Here is a 14146-nt window from a genome sequence, read left to right as displayed (position 1 = left end):
GGTGATCATCGGTGTGTGAAGACAGAAGATCAGACGGTGGCCGCAGGTCACAGCATAGATCCTGCCCGGTGGCAGGAGACGTTCGAGGTCCTGATGGGCCGTATCGCGGGACGGTTCGTCCGGGTGGAACCACGGCGGCGGGCGCGGGCGTTCGTGCTCGGCTTGCTGTCGGACCTGCCGCGAAAGAACTGAACCGTTCCGGATTCGGTAGAGACTCTAGATTGTGGCTGTGGCCTGCAGATTTGGCTGCTGTTGGTAATAGACGGCTTCGTATTCGGCTGGCGGGACGTGGCCTATCTCACCGTGGAGTCGGCGGTGGTTGTACCAGTCGGCCCACTCCGCCGTGGCCAACTCGACGTCGCTGAGGGCCTTCCATGGCCGCTGAGGCTTGATGAGCTCGGTCTTGTACAGGCCGATCGTCGATTCCATCAGTGCGTTGTCGAGGGCGTCGCCGACGGTGCACCGGGCCACCTGATGTCCTTGCCGTTTCAGTTCGGCCCAGATCTTGCGGGCTCCGTGGACGCTGTAGTTGTCGCGGTAGATCTTGGTGATGAGCGGTGCCAGTTCCGCGTCCCGCAGTGAGCGGGCCGACGGCATGCGCTTCTTGTGTGCGTAAAAGGTGGACGGGTGGATGCTGCAGTCGTGCTCGGTGAGCGTCCTGCAGATCGGCTCGACTCCGCCGAAGCGGTCGCGGTGCTCGTCGATGAACGCTACGAGCGTGTGTGTGGCCGGTCGAGCTCGGCCGCGAAGAAACTCGCCGCAGCCTTCAAGATCTCGTTCGCCCGCTTCAGCTCGGCGACTTCTTTCCTGAGGGACTTGAGCTGGGCGGATTCCCCGGTCGTGGTACCGGTCCGGGCACCGGCGTCGACTTCGGCCTGACGCACCCAGTTCCGCAGGGACTCCGGCCCGATGTCGAGTTTCGCTCCGATCGAGCGGATCGCCGCGGACTCGGTCTTGTACTGATCACGAGTCTCCAGGACCAGACGCACGGCCCGCTCCTTGAGCTCCTTGGGGTATTGCTTCGCCATAACGGACTCGATCCTTCCAAAAGATCGAGCCTCGATCAAACCCGGAACGGTTCAACCGGCTCCGGCCCGCACATCCGCGTTCCCGTCCGCGCGGCCTCGACCGCCACGGCGATCGACACCGTGCGTCCATCGGACGTGCGGTACGCACCCGCCGCGACGATCCCCTCCGTCCGCTGTGCGATCGCACGCAGGCGCGTGCTCACGGCGCGACCCCCGTACGCGCCGCGAGCACGCCCTGCGCGATCTCCCCCGTCATGTCCCCCGTCGTTTCCCCCGTCGTGCCCATGAACGCATCGTGAGCGATGCTGGTCGTACGGCGCAACGGAATTTCGCGGCGCCGTAAACAGTGCTTCGCGGCCCTGCAAACAGTGCCCCATGACACCGCGAGCGACGATTTGCACCCTTGTGCGAACCGCCGAGAAGGTCTTGGGTGGGACGAGCGATGCCGGTCCGGCACCACAGACGTCGGGCCGGCGGCATGGTGGAATCTCAGGAGGATCCCGACATGTCCGATTCGGTGAGTGACTGTGCGGAGCGCCGCTCCGCCGTCACCGAGGCCGAGGTGGAGGCGCTGGTCAGGGGCATCTGCTTCAAGACCGGACCGCCCCGTACCCTCGGTGTGGAAGTGGAATGGCTCGTCCACGAGCTGCGGCAGCCGCAGCTCCCGGTAGCACCAGAACGACTCGAAGCGGCCTACGCCGCACTGCGGACCCTGCCCCTGCGTTCGGCGCTCACCGTCGAACCCGGCGGTCAGCTGGAGCTCAGCTCCCTTCCCGCCGCCTCCCTGATGGAGTGCATCGGGTCCGTGTCGGCCGACCTCGACGCGGTACGCGCGGTACTGCGCGAGGCGGATCTCGACCTCAGCGGGTACGGCCACGACCCCTGGAACCCCCCGAGCCGCTACCTCCATGAGCCGCGCTACGACGCCATGGAGCAGTACCTCGACCGGGCCGGCCCCGAGGGACGGGCCATGATGTGCTCCTCCGCCTCCGTCCAGGTGTGCCTGGACGCCGGGTACGAGGAGCCGGGCCCGCTCGGGCACGGGCGCCGCTGGTGGCTGGCGCACCAGCTGGGCGCGGTCCTGGTGGCCGCGTTCGCGCACTCGCCGGTGGCCGAGGGACGGTACACGGGCTGGCGCTCCACGCGGCAGTCCCTGTGGACGGCGATGGACCCGGGACGGTCCGCAGCGCCCCCGCTGGGCGGCGATCCGCGCGCCGCCTGGGCCCGGCGCGTCCTGGACGCGCCGGTGATGTGCGTCCGGGCGCCGGAGGGCCCCTGGGACGTACCGGAGGGCCTGACCTTCCGGGCCTGGACCCGGTCCGACACACCGCCGGACCGGGCGGATCTCGACTACCACCTGACGACGCTGTTCCCGCCGGTCCGCCCGCGCGGCCATCTGGAACTGCGCATGATCGACGCCCAGCCGGGCGAGGACGGGTGGATCGTGCCGCTTGCGGTGACGGCGGCACTGTTCGACGACCCGGAGGCCGCGGAGATCGCCTACCGGACGGTCAAGCCCCTCGCGGAACGGGCGGATTCACGGGCGGCTCCGTGCAATCCGCTGTGGGTGTCCGCCGCGCGGTACGGCCTGACCGATCCCGAGCTGCGCGAGGCCGCCGTCACCTGTTTCGCGGCCGCCGCGGAGGCGCTGCCCCGGATGGGCGCCACCGCCGAGGTGCAGGAGGCCGTCGCGGAGTTCACGGATCGCTATGTGGCCCGCGGCCGCTGCCCCGCCGACGATCTGCTCAGCCGGTTCCACAGCCGGTATCACGGTCAATTCCACGGTCAGTACCACGACCGTTCCGACGGCCCGTCCCAGGGCCGGTCCAACGGTCGGTTCCACGGGAAGGACAACCGCACATGACCGCCCCCGCATCACCCACGGACCCGGAGTCGCTCCGGGAGCGCGCGCTCGACGCGCTCACCACGGCCCGTGACCGCACCGCGCTCCTCACCTCCTGCGTGGAGGAACCCGAACTGACCGCACAGCACTCGCCGTTGATGTCTCCGCTGGTCTGGGACCTGGCCCACATCGGCAACCAGGAGGAGCTGTGGCTGCTGCGCGCGGTCGCCGGGCGGGAGGCGATGCGGCCCGAGATAGACGGGTTGTACGACGCCTTCGAGCACCCTCGCGCCGAGCGCCCCTCGCTGCCGCTGCTGCCGCCCGCCGAGGCACGCCAGTACGCGGCCGAGGTGCGCGGGCGGGCGCTGGACGTCCTGGAGAGCACGGCGTTCCGGGGTACGCCGCTGACCGAGGCGGGCTTCGCGTTCGGGATGATCGCGCAGCACGAACAGCAGCACGACGAGACGATGCTGATCACCCATCAGCTCCGCAGGGGACCCACGGCCCTCACGGCGCCGGATCCCGCTCCCGCGCCGCCGTTCACGGGCCCCGCCGAAGTCCTGGTCCCCGGCGGCCCGTTCACGATGGGCACGTCCACCGAGCCGTGGGCGCTGGACAACGAACGCCCCGCGCACCGGCGCGAGGTAGCGCCCTTCTTCATCGACACCACTCCGGTGACGAACGCCGCGTACCGGGCCTTCGTCGAGGACGGCGGCTACGACACCGAACGCTGGTGGACCCCGGAGGGCTGGGACCACATCCGCACGCACGGCATCGAGGCGCCGCTGTTCTGGCGCCGCGAGGGCGGGCAGTGGCTGCGGCGCCGCTTCGGTGTCACCGAGGTCGTGCCGCCCGACGAGCCCGTGCTGCACGTCAGCTGGTACGAGGCCGACGCGTACGCCCGCTGGGCCGGACGCCGGCTGCCCACGGAGGCCGAGTGGGAGAAGGCCGCCCGCCACGACCCGGTGTCCGACCGTTCCACGCGCTACCCGTGGGGCGACGCCGACCCCGCCCCCGAGCACGCCAACCTCGGTCAGCGCCATCTGCGCCCGGCCCCGGCGGGCAGCTATCCGGCGGGGGAATCACCGCTCGGCGTACGGCAGTTGATCGGTGATGTGTGGGAGTGGACGTCGAGCGACCTGCAGCCCTATCCCGGGTTCGCGGCGTTCCCGTACAAGGAGTACTCGGAGGTGTTCTTCGGTCCGGAGTACAAGGTGCTGCGCGGTGGCTCGTTCGCCGTGGACCAGGTGGCCTGCCGGGGGACGTTCCGCAACTGGGACTACCCGATCCGGCGGCAGATCTTCTCCGGGTTCCGTACGGCCCGCGACGGGAACGCCTGATGTGCCGTCATCTGGCCTACCTGGGGCCCGCGGAGCCGCTCGGACGGCTCCTCGTGGAACCGCCGCACAGTCTGTTCCGGCAGTCGTGGGCGCCACGGCGGCAGCGGCACGGGACGGTCAACGCCGATGGTTTCGGGGTGGGTTGGTACGCGGAGGGGGACCCGGTGCCCGCCCGGTACCGGCGCTCCGGGCCGATCTGGGGCGACCAGTCGTTCGCGGACCTGGCCCGGGTCGTCAGGAGCACGGCGCTGCTCGGCGCCGTACGGGACGCCACCGTGGCGGGAGCGGACGGGGAGGCCGCGGCGGCACCGTTCGCCGCGGACCGCTGGCTGTTCAGCCACAACGGCGCCGTACGGGGCTGGCCGGGCTCCCTCGCCCCGCTGGTGCCGGGCCTGCCCCCGGCCGAGTTGCTGTCCCTGGAGGCCCGCTGCGACTCGGCGCTCGTCTGGGCGCTGCTGCTGCACCGGCTGCGCTCCGGTGACAACGAGGGCCAGGCGCTGGCCGACACCGTCCTGGAGGTCGCCGAGGCGGCCCCCGGGTCCCGGCTGAACCTGCTGCTCACCAACGGCGAGACGATCACGGCGACGACCTGGGGCGACACCCTCTGGTACCTCGCCGAGCCCGGCCGCCGCACCGTCGTGGCGTCCGAACCGTACGACGACGACCCGCACTGGCAGGAGGTGCCGGACCGCACGCTGCTCGCGGCGAGCCGCACCGACGTCCTGCTCACCCCGCTCAAGGACCCGCACGTACCGGAAGGCGCGCACGCCTCCATGGCATCCGCCCGCACCAAGGAGCCCAGCACGTGAGCCCGTTCCTTCTCACCCGCACCCTGCCCGAGGACGCCACGGACGCCGCGCTGCGCGTCGACGTCCTGCACGGCCTCACCCACACGCCCAAGACGCTGCCGCCGAAGTGGTTCTACGACGCGCACGGAAGCGAACTCTTCGACCGGATCACCGAGCTGCCCGAGTACTACCCCACCCGGGCGGAGCGCGAGATCCTGATCGCCCGGGCCCCCGAGATCGCCGCGACGACCGGTGCCCGCACCCTCGTCGAGCTGGGGTCCGGCTCGTCCGAGAAGACCCGTCATCTGCTCGACGCACTGCCGGGGCTGCACACGTACGTTCCGGTCGACGTCAGCGAGAGCGCCCTCACCCAGGCCGGACAGGCGCTGATCGCCGAGCGCCCGGGGCTCGGCGTGCATGCGCTGATCGCCGACTTCACGGGCGGCCTCGCGCTCCCGGGAACGCCCGGGCCACGGCTGGTGGCGTTCCTCGGCGGCACCATCGGCAATCTGCTGCCCGCCGAACGCGCCACGTTCCTGGCGTCCGTACGGGCGCTGCTCTCCCCCGGCGACACCCTGTTGCTGGGCACGGACCTCGTCAAGGACGAGTCGGTGCTCGTCGCCGCGTACGACGACGCGGCCGGGGTGACGGCCGCGTTCAACAAGAACGTCCTCACCGTCGTCAACCGCGAGCTCGGCGCCGATTTCGAACCGGACGCCTTCACCCATGTGGCCCTCTGGGACGCCGAGCACGAGTGGATCGAGATGCGGCTGCGGTCACAGACCGAGCAGACCGTGAAGATCCCCGCGCTCGACCTGGCGGTCGACTTCGCGGCGGGCGAGGAACTGCGCACCGAGATCTCGGCGAAGTTCCGCGAGGAGGGGGTACGCCGCGAACTGGACGTCGCGGGGCTCGACCTGGCCCATTGGTGGACCGACCGGGAAGGACGTTTCGCGCTGTCGCTGAGCGTGGTCCGCTGAGAGTGATCCGCGACGGCTGTGACTACTGACGATGGTTGTCACATACCGAGGCTTGTTGTCACCGTGATCGGGTCTCAGCAACAGTGTCAGCCATGGCCTGGGTAGGTGCCGTCGGTCGACATCGGGTGTCGAAAGGCGACAGCGCCGACACCCGATGTCGGCAACCGGCGTCGGCTCCGCCCAGAGGGCAACACGCATCAGTGTCCGTGCGATTGCCGATGGTCCCAAGAGCTAGGAATTCGGCGGTGAAGGCGGGCTGGAGCATCGGCTCGTCTCCCGTGCGCGTCGCCCCTCCGCCGGCCGTGGTGACGAACGCCCGGTACTTCTCACAGCCCGACCATTGCGATGAGCACCGACATCGCGGTGCGGTGGCCGGTGTTGACGAACACCTCGTTCTGCCGATCACGAGCGCGGTCGCCGAGGGAAGGCCGAGGGCCGCCTTGGGGGCCGGCCTTTCGTCGCTTCTTTGGGTGCTGGGCATGGCTGTGCTCCTTGTGCGGATCGCTGGGGACGGGCTGCGGATGACTCGATCCGTGAACGATCCTGCTCGGCGGCCGCGGGGTCTGGTCAGGAGGAGGACAGGTCCACCCGGTAGATCGTGCGGCCTCCCACGAGTTGACGGCCCGTCACCAACTCGGGCTCGATGCGGATGAAGACCTCCTCGGGCGAGGCCACCCAGGAGCGCGGGCCGATGCGGGTGAGCCGGCCGTGCTCGACGGGATCGGTCACCACCATGGCGCGGCCGGTGACCACGACACTCCAGCCGGAGTGGGCCGCCGCATCCACCTCGTCCGCTTCGAAGGCGATCACCGCACCGTCGATCGCGGCGGCCAGTTCCGAGTCGGCCGAAGTCCGCATCAGTACCGCGGAATCGGTGTCCAGACAGAAGTTGACCGGCAGAACGGCAGGCAGGGCCCAGCGTGTGTGCACGACCCGGCCGATCGTGGCCCGCGGCAACAGACGCAGGCACTCCTGGCGGTCGAGTTCACGGAAGCCATCGTTGGGATTCATCACCGGGTTCAACCTTCATGGGGTACCGAGGTACACGTTCATCCTGCGGGGCGGCGAGGGACAGGGCGGGGACCTGTCGGTTCAGCGCGGCCGGAGAGCGACCGTCCTTCGGAACCCGCTCTTGACCAAGCGGTCAGCGCACCGCGATCCGGCGCCCGGTGGTGTCGACGGGTTCGAGCCGCACCCACACGTCACGCTCGCCGCCCGCCCATGGACCGCTGTACGCGAGCTCCGTCAGCCGACGCACGGCATCGGGGTCCGTCACGGCCCGGGCGAAGCCGCGTATGAGCACACTCCAGCCCTGGCTGAGCGCCTCGTCGATGTGGTCGACCTCGAAGGCGACGTACGCTCCTACGGCTGTCGCGGGCACGGCGTCAGGTGCCGTCCTGAACATGACCTCACCGTCGATGACGGTGTAGTTCAGGGGGACGATGATCGGCCCGTCCGGCGTGTCCATCGCGAGCCTTCCGACGCCGTGCCTGGAGAGCCGGGTCCGGCACTCCTCGGCGCTGAGTTCGAACAGCTCGGGGTGGCGGGCGGCCCGGCCGATGCCGGGTGGCAGATCGGCGTCGCTGCCGCGCAGGTCCGCCACGCTCGTCTGCAACGCGTCCGCGAGCCGGATGAGGACGGCGGTTCCGGGCATCGCGGTGGGCTGTTCCTCCAGGTACTGGACGTAGCCGGGAGCCGTGCCCGCCCGGGAGGCCGCCTCCTCCCGGGTCAGTCCGAGCTCCTCACGTCGCTGAGCGATGCGACGCCCGATGTCGCCCCGTGCGCTGTCCGCGGTGGCGGACACCACGTTCGACGGTGTCTGTTCCGACATGGCCGTTCACTTCCTTGTGTCAGGACGTCCTGACCGTCAGGGCGTCGTGCTGGGGTCCGCCGAGGACGACCTTGAGCGCGCCGGTGTCGGCGGCCCGCGAGAAGACGTCGTACGCCTCCTCCATCGCGTCCAGCGGGAAGGTGTGGGTGACCAGGGACGACGTGGGCAGCTGCCCGGCGGCCATCATGCGCAGCAGGGTGGGCGTGGAGTACGTGTCGACCAGGCCGGTGGTGATCGTCAGGTTCTTGATCCACAGGTCTTCGAGGTGGAGGATCGCGGGCTTGCCGTGCACGCCGACGTTGGCCACGTGTCCGCCGGGCCGCACCATGCGCGTACACGCCTCGAAGCTCGCCGGCACCCCCACCGCCTCGATGACCACGTCGGCCCCCAGGCCCTCGGTGAGGTCGGCGACCAGTTGCTCCGCCTCCTCCCCCGCCACAGCCACGGCGTCGGCGCCGAGGCGCTTGGCGGCGTCCAGCCGGGCCAGGGCCAGATCCACGGCGATGATCTTCTCAGGGGTGTAGAACCGAGCCGTGGCGATCGCGGCGAGTCCGATGGGCCCCGCACCGACCACGACCACGGTGTCCGCGGGCCGTACCCGCCCGTTCAGCACGCCCACCTCGTAGGCGGTGGGGAAGATGTCGGCCAGCAGCACGGCGTCCTTGCTGTCCACCGCACCGGGCAACAGATGGGTGGACAGGTCCGCGTACGGCACGCGGACGTATTCGGCCTGCGTGCCGTTGACCAGGTGGCCGAGGATCCAGCCCCCGCCGGCGCGGCACTGCCCGTACGTGCCTTCCCGGCAGAAGCGGCAGCGGCCGCATGCCGTGATGCACGAGACCAGGACCCGGTCGCCGGGGCGGACCATACGGACGTCGCTGCCCACGTCGACGATCTCCCCGACAGCTTCGTGTCCGAGCACCGTGCCGGGGCGGACCTCCGGTACGTCGCCCTTGAGGATGTGCAGGTCGGTCCCGCAGATCGTGACGGCGTCGACGCGGACGATCGCGTCGGTGGCATCCTGGATTCCGGGGTCCGCGACAGCCTCCCACGCGGACTTCCCGGAACCGTGGAACACGAGTGCTTTCATGACGACCTCTTTCTGGGCCTGGCGAACGCCGGTGGCGGGGGACGACGGCGTGTGGGCGCCCTCTTGCGTACGGCAGCCCCTTGTCGACGGAATCACCGGCTCAGACGGTGGTGGGACGCCCGTCGACGACCTCCTGGCGCGTGGATTGACCTCGTATGTCCAGCCTGAGCATGACGCTCGCTGTCCGCTTGGGCCGGTCGGTCCCCATCGGAGGGCCGGGCGGGACCGTTCGGGCCGACCGACGGCCCCGCGGTACCGCCTGGTCGGCCCCTGCCGCCGTGCGGTCCCCGCTGCCACCGTCCTGTCCACGACGAGACGACGAGGAGGTGCAGTCAGATGCGCGGGACCAAGCGTGTGAGGCAACTGCTGTGGCGGTGGCGGAGCAATTCCCTGCGACGACACGACGATGTCGTGGAGGCCTGGATCGTGCTGGCCGTCTGGACGGTCATCGCGATCGGCGGCACCCTGACCGGTGTGCTGACGGCCCATGCCGCCGACGAGTCCTTCGCGCAGCTTCGCCGCGAGCGGCACCCGGTCCAGGCCGTCCTCGTCGAGAGCACGGCCCGGACCGTGGCAATCGGGGCGATCGGGGCGGGTACGCCCTACGACCGGGTCCGAGCGACGGTCCGCTGGACGGCGGCGGACGGCTCCACGCACACCGGCCGGGCCCTCGTGGACACCGGGCACCAGACGGGATCGAAGGTCGTCGTCTGGCTGAACAGCAAGGAGCGGCTCACCACGGAGCCGACGTCCGCCTCGGCGGCCGGCGTCGAGGCGGGCGCGTTCGGAGCCGGAGCCGCACTTGCCTTCGGTGGCCTGGCGTTCGCCGCCGGGCGCGTCGCGCGGTGGCGGCTCGACCAACGGCGCTCCGACCAGTGGGAGCGTGAGTGGGACCAGGTCGGACCGCAGTGGCGGCGCAAGGCCACGTGAGGCGCAACCCGGTACGAGGGGCCGCCCCGAGTGGAGACACCTGTGCAGGGCGACCACGACCTGGTCGCCCCGTCGTCGTGTGAGCGCCCCCCCCCCCGAACCCGGCGGACGCGTGGGCCGACAGGTCTCCTCGTACGGGCCCACACGGCCCTCGCGGGGTGCCCGGGAAGCGGCCAGGCCGGCGTTGAGCCCAACTCGGCGTCTGCCACGCCGGGGTGCAGGAGCTGGTCACCATGACGGCCCGGCGTGCCTGCCGTGGATTCCTCTTCTCCCGTCGAGCCTGGTACCGGGGTGAGCATGGGTGCAGGGGCCGGGCAGGCCCTTCCGAGGGGCCCTTCGGCCCATGGTGAATGCGGGGCCCGGAGAAGAGATTGGAGGTGGCAGGTTCGCGCTCCTGGAAGAGGAGCCCGAGGAGGAGGACAGGATCATGAACGCTTCCCCCACATCCAGCATGCTGCGGGCATTGCCCGCCGAGCACGCCGAACGGCTGATGAACATCGCCCGGGAGGTGTCCTTCCCCCAGGGAACCCGCCTGTTCGAGGAGGGCCGGCACGCGAACCGGTTCTGGATCATCCGTACCGGCACGGTGGCCCTCGACATGCGCGTGCCCGGCCGCCGCGCGGCCGTCATCGAGACCCTCGGGCACAACGAACTCATCGGCTGGTCCTGGTTGTTCGCACCGCACACCTGGCACCTGGGCGCCGCGGCCACGAGCCCGGTACGTGCGTACGAGTTCGACGCCGAGGTGGTACGGGCCATGTGCCAGGCCGATCCCGCGCTGGGAATGGCCGTGGGCCAGTGGGTGGGAGACACCGTCGCCCGCCGTCTGCGGTCGGCCAGGACCCGGCTGCTGGACCTGTACGCGCCCTACGGCAGCGGAAGTCTTCGTTGACCGCGTCGCAATCCACCAAGGACTCACCGTGCACGGCACCCCGCACATCGTCAGCGACGTGATGACCCACACCGTCGCCGCCGTCGGCCGCAGCGCCGACTTCAAGGAGATCGTGCAGTTGATGGAGCAGTGGAAGGTCAGCGCCCTGCCCGTCCTGGAGGGCGAGGGCCGGGTGATCGGCGTGGTCTCCGAGGCCGATCTACTCCCCAAGGAAGAGTTCCGCGACAGCGATCCGGACCTCCCCCAGTCCCGACTCCGCTCGACCGGGGGGACCCCCATCACGCAGCTGCGGCGGCTCTCCGATCTCGCCAAGGCCGGCGCTGTGACCGCCGAAGAACTGATGACGGCCCCGGCCGTCACCGTCCGGGCGAACGCGACCCTCGCACAGGCCGCCCGGACCCTGGCCCGCGCCAAGGTCAAGCGGCTGCCCGTCGTCGACGAGATGGGCCTGCTGGAAGGCGTCGTCAGCCGCGGCGATCTCCTCAAGGTGTTCCTGCGGGACGACGAGGACATCGCCGAGGAGGTACGGCGCGAGGTGGTGTCGTATCTGTCCCATGCGCCGTTGTCACCGGTGCGGGTGCAGGTGCACGACGGGGTCGTCACCCTCGCCGGGCGTGTCCGGGACACCTCGTTGGTGCCCGTGGCCGCGCGCCTGGTGCGGGCCGTCGAAGGTGTGGTGGACGTGGAGTTCGAGCTCACGGGGCCGGCCCGCTGACCGGAGCGTTGACCGGGGGCCGATTCGACGAGCGCGGTCAATTTGGGCCGGTCGGCCCTAGTGTGTTCGGCCCCGGAGAGTGATGATCGTCGTCACAGCCAGCTCGTGGTCCGCAGTCCACCACTGAACAAGGGGTCGTCATGGCCGAGGCGCGCACGTTCACGGAACAGAACCCCATCCGGGTCTTCCTGCTGGACGACCACGAGGTGGTGCGCCGCGGTCTGACGGATCTCCTGGCGGCCGAGCCGGACATCTCGGTGGTCGGCGACGCGGGCAGTGTCGAGCACGCGCTGGTGCGCGGCCCGGCACTGCGCCCGCATGTGGCGGTCCTGGACGTACGTCTGCCGGACGGCGACGGGATCAGCGTCTGCCGGGAGCTGCGCAGCCAGATGCCGGAGCTGGCCTGCCTGATGCTGACGTCGTTCGACGACGAGGATGCCCTGCTCGACGCGATCATGGCCGGAGCCTCGGGCTATGTACTCAAGCAGATCAAGGGCTCCGACCTGGTCGCGGCGGTCCGCACGGTGGCTTCCGGTCAGTCGATGCTGGACCCCACGACGACCGCCCGGCTGATGCGGTCCCTGCGCGCGGACCCCGTCGAGGGTCCGGCCCTCGCTCCCGAGCTCGCCAGTCTCTCGCCCCGTGAGCGCGACATCCTCGCGCTGATCGGGGACGGGCTCACCAACCGGGAGATCGGCAAGAGGCTGTACCTGTCCGAGAAGACGGTGAAGAACCACATCTCCCGGCTGCTGGCCAAGCTCGGCGTCCAGCGCAGGGTCCAGGCGGCGGTGCTGGCCAGCCAGCTGGAGACCCCCGATACCGCGGACCGCCCCGCACATTGACCCCGTGCCCCTTCAGGGGCGCGGGGAACTGCGCGACCAGCCCCCACCCACCCGCAGCCGACGATCCCCTCGGACACTCAGGGAGCCAACAATCTCAGCCGCCCGCCGTCCCCGCGCCGGGTGCACCCACCGGTACCCGCCACACCAGTCGGGTGCCGCCGCCCTCGGGCCGTTCGCCGAGAGTCAGCGTGCCGCCGAGGGTGACGGCCCGCTCCTCCATGTTCTTCAGCCCGCTGCGCTGGACGTCACCGGACATCCCGCAGCCGTCGTCCGTCACCGTGAGGGCCAACTCGCCCGCGGTGCACTGGAGTCGGACGTCCACGGCGTGCGCTCCGGAGTGCCGGGCCGCGTTGCTCAGCGCCTCGCCGAGCACCGCGACGGCGTGGTCGGCGATCCCGGCGGGGACATCCGTCTCGACGAGCCCCTCGATCCGCAGCGCGGGCGGGAACCCGAACGACGTGCTCGAGGCCGTGACCGCCTCGGAGACCCGGGCACGGAGACCGTTGCCCTCCCTGCCGCCCCCGCCGTGCGTCCGCAGGCCGAAGATCGTGGAGCGGATGATCTTGATGGTGTCGTCGAGGTCGTCGACGGTCCGCGTCAGTCGCTCCATGCCCTCGGCGTGTTCCATGAAGCGCTGGGCGCTCTGCAGTGTCATGCCTGCCGCGAAGAGCCGCTGAATGGCGAGGTCGTGCAGGTCCCGGGCGATGCGGTCGCGGTCCTGGAGCAGCGCGATCTGTTCCGCGTCCCGCCGCCGCTCGGCCAGTTCCAGCGCCAGCGCGGCCTGGTCGGCGAACCCGAGCAGCGGTCCGGTGTCCGCCTCGCCGAAGGGTGTACCGCCCTGGACCCGTCCGAGCAGCAGCACGCCCCGCGCCTTCCCGCTGGTGCCGAGCGGTACCGCGACCACGGGTCCGAGCCCGGCCCACTGCGCTTCGCCCTCGCCCACGCGGGCATCGTGTGCGATATCGGCACTGACCACCGGCTCCGCGGAGCTCAGCGCGGCTCCGACGAAGCCGTCCCGGGCCGACATCACCAGGCCGCCGCCCTGCTCCGCGCCGAGCCCGACGGCCAGCGCGGGCCGCAGCACATCTTCGCCCGGTACGCCCTCCGCGATCATTCCCATGTCCGCGGAGACGATCTTCCGGGCCTCGTCGACGATCAGCTCCAGTACCTCCGCGCTCGGCGCACCCGTCAGGAGGACGCTCGTGACCTTCCCGCTGGCTCGCTGCCAGCGTTCGCGAAGCCTGGTCTCCTCGTACAGCCGTGCGTTCTCGATGGCGACCCCGGCGGCCACCGCCAGCGTCGACAGGACCGACTCGTCCTCCGCGTCGAACTCCCTCTCGCTGCGCTTCTCGGTCAGATACAGGTTCCCGAACACCTCGTCGCGCACCCGGATCGGTACGCCGAGGAAGGAGTGCATCGGCGGGTGATGGGCCGGGAAGCCGTACGACTCCGGGTGCTCGGAGAGCTCCGGCAGCCGCAGGGGTACCGGGTGCCGGATCAGCTCGCCCAGGAGCCCGTGCCCGCTGGGCAGTGCCCCGATCTCGGACCGCCGCGCCTCGTCGATGCCGACGGTGATGAACGCGGACAGCTTCTGGTCGCCGCCGATCACGCCCAGGGCCCCGTACTCGGCATCCACCAGGACCACGGCGGCCTCGACGATGCTGCGCAGCACCTGCGGCAGGTCCAGCTCCCGTCCGACCGACAGGACGGCCTCCAGCAGGCTGTGCAGACGGTCCCGGGTGCCGCGAACGGCGTCGATACGCACCTGCAGCTCACCCAGCAGCTCGTCGAGCCGAAGTTTGGGCACATGCTGCTCGGATCCCGCGCGTGCGTCCGCGCCCATCGCTTCCTCCGGCCGGTTCAGCGG

General features: G+C 70.7%; 13 protein-coding genes and 3 pseudogenes. 9 read left to right on the top strand and 7 right to left on the bottom strand.

Annotated elements, in window-relative coordinates; genetic code table 11:
• Positions 1 to 36: 36 nt before the first annotated feature.
• Positions 37 to 189 (top strand): annotated as a pseudogene (locus RV986_RS47005) (IS701 family transposase); the annotation flags it as partial.
• 27 nt (positions 190 to 216) lie between these two features.
• Here RV986_RS47005 and RV986_RS47000 read toward each other — a convergent pair.
• Together RV986_RS47000 and RV986_RS46995 are read right to left on the bottom strand one after the other, a co-directional pair.
• Positions 217 to 1028 (bottom strand): annotated as a pseudogene (locus RV986_RS47000) (integrase core domain-containing protein).
• A 35-nt stretch (positions 1029 to 1063) separates the two neighbouring features.
• Positions 1064 to 1231, bottom strand: a complete 168-nt coding sequence (locus tag RV986_RS46995; RefSeq protein WP_475923224.1) for a hypothetical protein — start codon at positions 1229 to 1231, stop codon at positions 1064 to 1066.
• A 302-nt stretch (positions 1232 to 1533) separates the two neighbouring features.
• Here RV986_RS46995 and egtA point away from each other — a divergent pair, with 302 nt between their 5' ends.
• From egtA to egtD, 4 genes are read left to right on the top strand one after another with little or no spacing between them, the layout of a single operon-like run.
• Positions 1534 to 2892: an ergothioneine biosynthesis glutamate--cysteine ligase EgtA gene (gene egtA, locus RV986_RS46990; RefSeq protein ID WP_475923223.1), complete on the top strand. Its 1359-nt coding sequence runs from the start codon at positions 1534 to 1536 to the stop codon at positions 2890 to 2892.
• A complete protein-coding gene (gene egtB / locus RV986_RS46985) occupies positions 2889 to 4211 on the top strand; it encodes an ergothioneine biosynthesis protein EgtB (protein ID WP_475923222.1) in 1323 nt (440 codons plus the stop codon). Before egtA ends, egtB begins: the two co-directional genes overlap by 4 nt.
• Positions 4211 to 5020 carry an ergothioneine biosynthesis protein EgtC gene (gene egtC / locus RV986_RS46980; RefSeq protein ID WP_475923221.1) on the top strand — a complete coding sequence of 270 codons (810 nt, stop codon included), beginning with the start codon at positions 4211 to 4213 and terminating at the stop codon, positions 5018 to 5020. Before egtB ends, egtC begins: the two co-directional genes overlap by 1 nt.
• Entirely contained in the window at positions 5017 to 5979 is a 963-nt protein-coding gene (egtD, locus tag RV986_RS46975) for an L-histidine N(alpha)-methyltransferase (RefSeq protein WP_475923220.1), read from the top strand. The genes egtC and egtD overlap by 4 nt, the downstream gene beginning before the upstream one ends.
• A gap of 232 nt (positions 5980 to 6211) precedes the next feature.
• Here egtD and RV986_RS46970 read toward each other — a convergent pair.
• The 4 genes and pseudogenes from RV986_RS46970 to RV986_RS46955 form a co-directional block, all read right to left on the bottom strand.
• A pseudogene (locus tag RV986_RS46970) lies at positions 6212 to 6307 on the bottom strand (pyruvate formate-lyase-activating protein); the annotation flags it as partial.
• Positions 6308 to 6546: 239 nt separating this feature from the next.
• Positions 6547 to 6990, bottom strand: a complete 444-nt coding sequence (locus tag RV986_RS46965) for a pyridoxamine 5'-phosphate oxidase family protein (RefSeq protein WP_475923219.1) — start codon at positions 6988 to 6990, stop codon at positions 6547 to 6549.
• 133 nt (positions 6991 to 7123) lie between these two features.
• Positions 7124 to 7810 (bottom strand): helix-turn-helix domain-containing protein, encoded by a 687-nt coding sequence (locus RV986_RS46960; RefSeq protein ID WP_475923218.1) that lies wholly within the window; start codon positions 7808 to 7810, stop codon positions 7124 to 7126.
• A 19-nt stretch (positions 7811 to 7829) separates the two neighbouring features.
• Positions 7830 to 8900 (bottom strand): zinc-dependent alcohol dehydrogenase family protein, encoded by a 1071-nt coding sequence (locus tag RV986_RS46955; protein ID WP_475923217.1) that lies wholly within the window; start codon positions 8898 to 8900, stop codon positions 7830 to 7832.
• A gap of 336 nt (positions 8901 to 9236) precedes the next feature.
• Here RV986_RS46955 and RV986_RS46950 point away from each other — a divergent pair, with 336 nt between their 5' ends.
• From RV986_RS46950 to RV986_RS46935, 4 genes are all read left to right on the top strand, one after another.
• Entirely contained in the window at positions 9237 to 9830 is a 594-nt protein-coding gene (locus tag RV986_RS46950) for an Rv1733c family protein (RefSeq protein WP_475923216.1), read from the top strand.
• Positions 9831 to 10257: 427 nt separating this feature from the next.
• A complete protein-coding gene (locus RV986_RS46945) occupies positions 10258 to 10722 on the top strand; it encodes a Crp/Fnr family transcriptional regulator (RefSeq protein ID WP_475923215.1) in 465 nt (154 codons plus the stop codon).
• A 28-nt stretch (positions 10723 to 10750) separates the two neighbouring features.
• Positions 10751 to 11437 (top strand): CBS domain-containing protein, encoded by a 687-nt coding sequence (locus RV986_RS46940; protein WP_475923214.1) that lies wholly within the window; start codon positions 10751 to 10753, stop codon positions 11435 to 11437.
• Between the two features lie 140 nt (positions 11438 to 11577).
• The gene (locus tag RV986_RS46935) at positions 11578 to 12279 is read left to right on the top strand and encodes a response regulator (RefSeq protein WP_475923213.1); all 702 of its coding nucleotides are present in this window, start codon (positions 11578 to 11580) and stop codon (positions 12277 to 12279) included.
• A 94-nt stretch (positions 12280 to 12373) separates the two neighbouring features.
• Here the strand turns inward: RV986_RS46935 and RV986_RS46930 are convergent, their stop codons facing one another.
• A complete protein-coding gene (locus tag RV986_RS46930; protein ID WP_475923212.1) occupies positions 12374 to 14122 on the bottom strand; it encodes a sensor histidine kinase in 1749 nt (582 codons plus the stop codon).
• Positions 14123 to 14146: the final 24 nt, after the last annotated feature.

The sequence above is a fragment of the Streptomyces sp. RLA012 genome, from assembly GCF_056270325.1.
The sequence above is the reverse complement of the archived record's forward strand: the minus strand, read 5'-3'. Positions and strand labels throughout refer to the sequence as shown.

Coding starts and splice junctions, on each gene's coding strand:
- RV986_RS46960 (WP_475923218.1), bottom strand. CDS start 7,810: ATGTCGGAACAGACACCGTCGAACGTGGTGTCCGCCACCGCGGACAGC.
- RV986_RS46965 (WP_475923219.1), bottom strand. CDS start 6,990: ATGAATCCCAACGATGGCTTCCGTGAACTCGACCGCCAGGAGTGCCTG.
- egtA (WP_475923223.1), top strand. CDS start 1,534: ATGTCCGATTCGGTGAGTGACTGTGCGGAGCGCCGCTCCGCCGTCACC.
- RV986_RS46955 (WP_475923217.1), bottom strand. CDS start 8,900: ATGAAAGCACTCGTGTTCCACGGTTCCGGGAAGTCCGCGTGGGAGGCT.
- egtB (WP_475923222.1), top strand. CDS start 2,889: ATGACCGCCCCCGCATCACCCACGGACCCGGAGTCGCTCCGGGAGCGC.
- RV986_RS46950 (WP_475923216.1), top strand. CDS start 9,237: ATGCGCGGGACCAAGCGTGTGAGGCAACTGCTGTGGCGGTGGCGGAGC.
- RV986_RS46935 (WP_475923213.1), top strand. CDS start 11,578: ATGGCCGAGGCGCGCACGTTCACGGAACAGAACCCCATCCGGGTCTTC.
- egtC (WP_475923221.1), top strand. CDS start 4,211: ATGTGCCGTCATCTGGCCTACCTGGGGCCCGCGGAGCCGCTCGGACGG.
- RV986_RS46930 (WP_475923212.1), bottom strand. CDS start 14,122: ATGGGCGCGGACGCACGCGCGGGATCCGAGCAGCATGTGCCCAAACTT.
- RV986_RS46945 (WP_475923215.1), top strand. CDS start 10,258: ATGAACGCTTCCCCCACATCCAGCATGCTGCGGGCATTGCCCGCCGAG.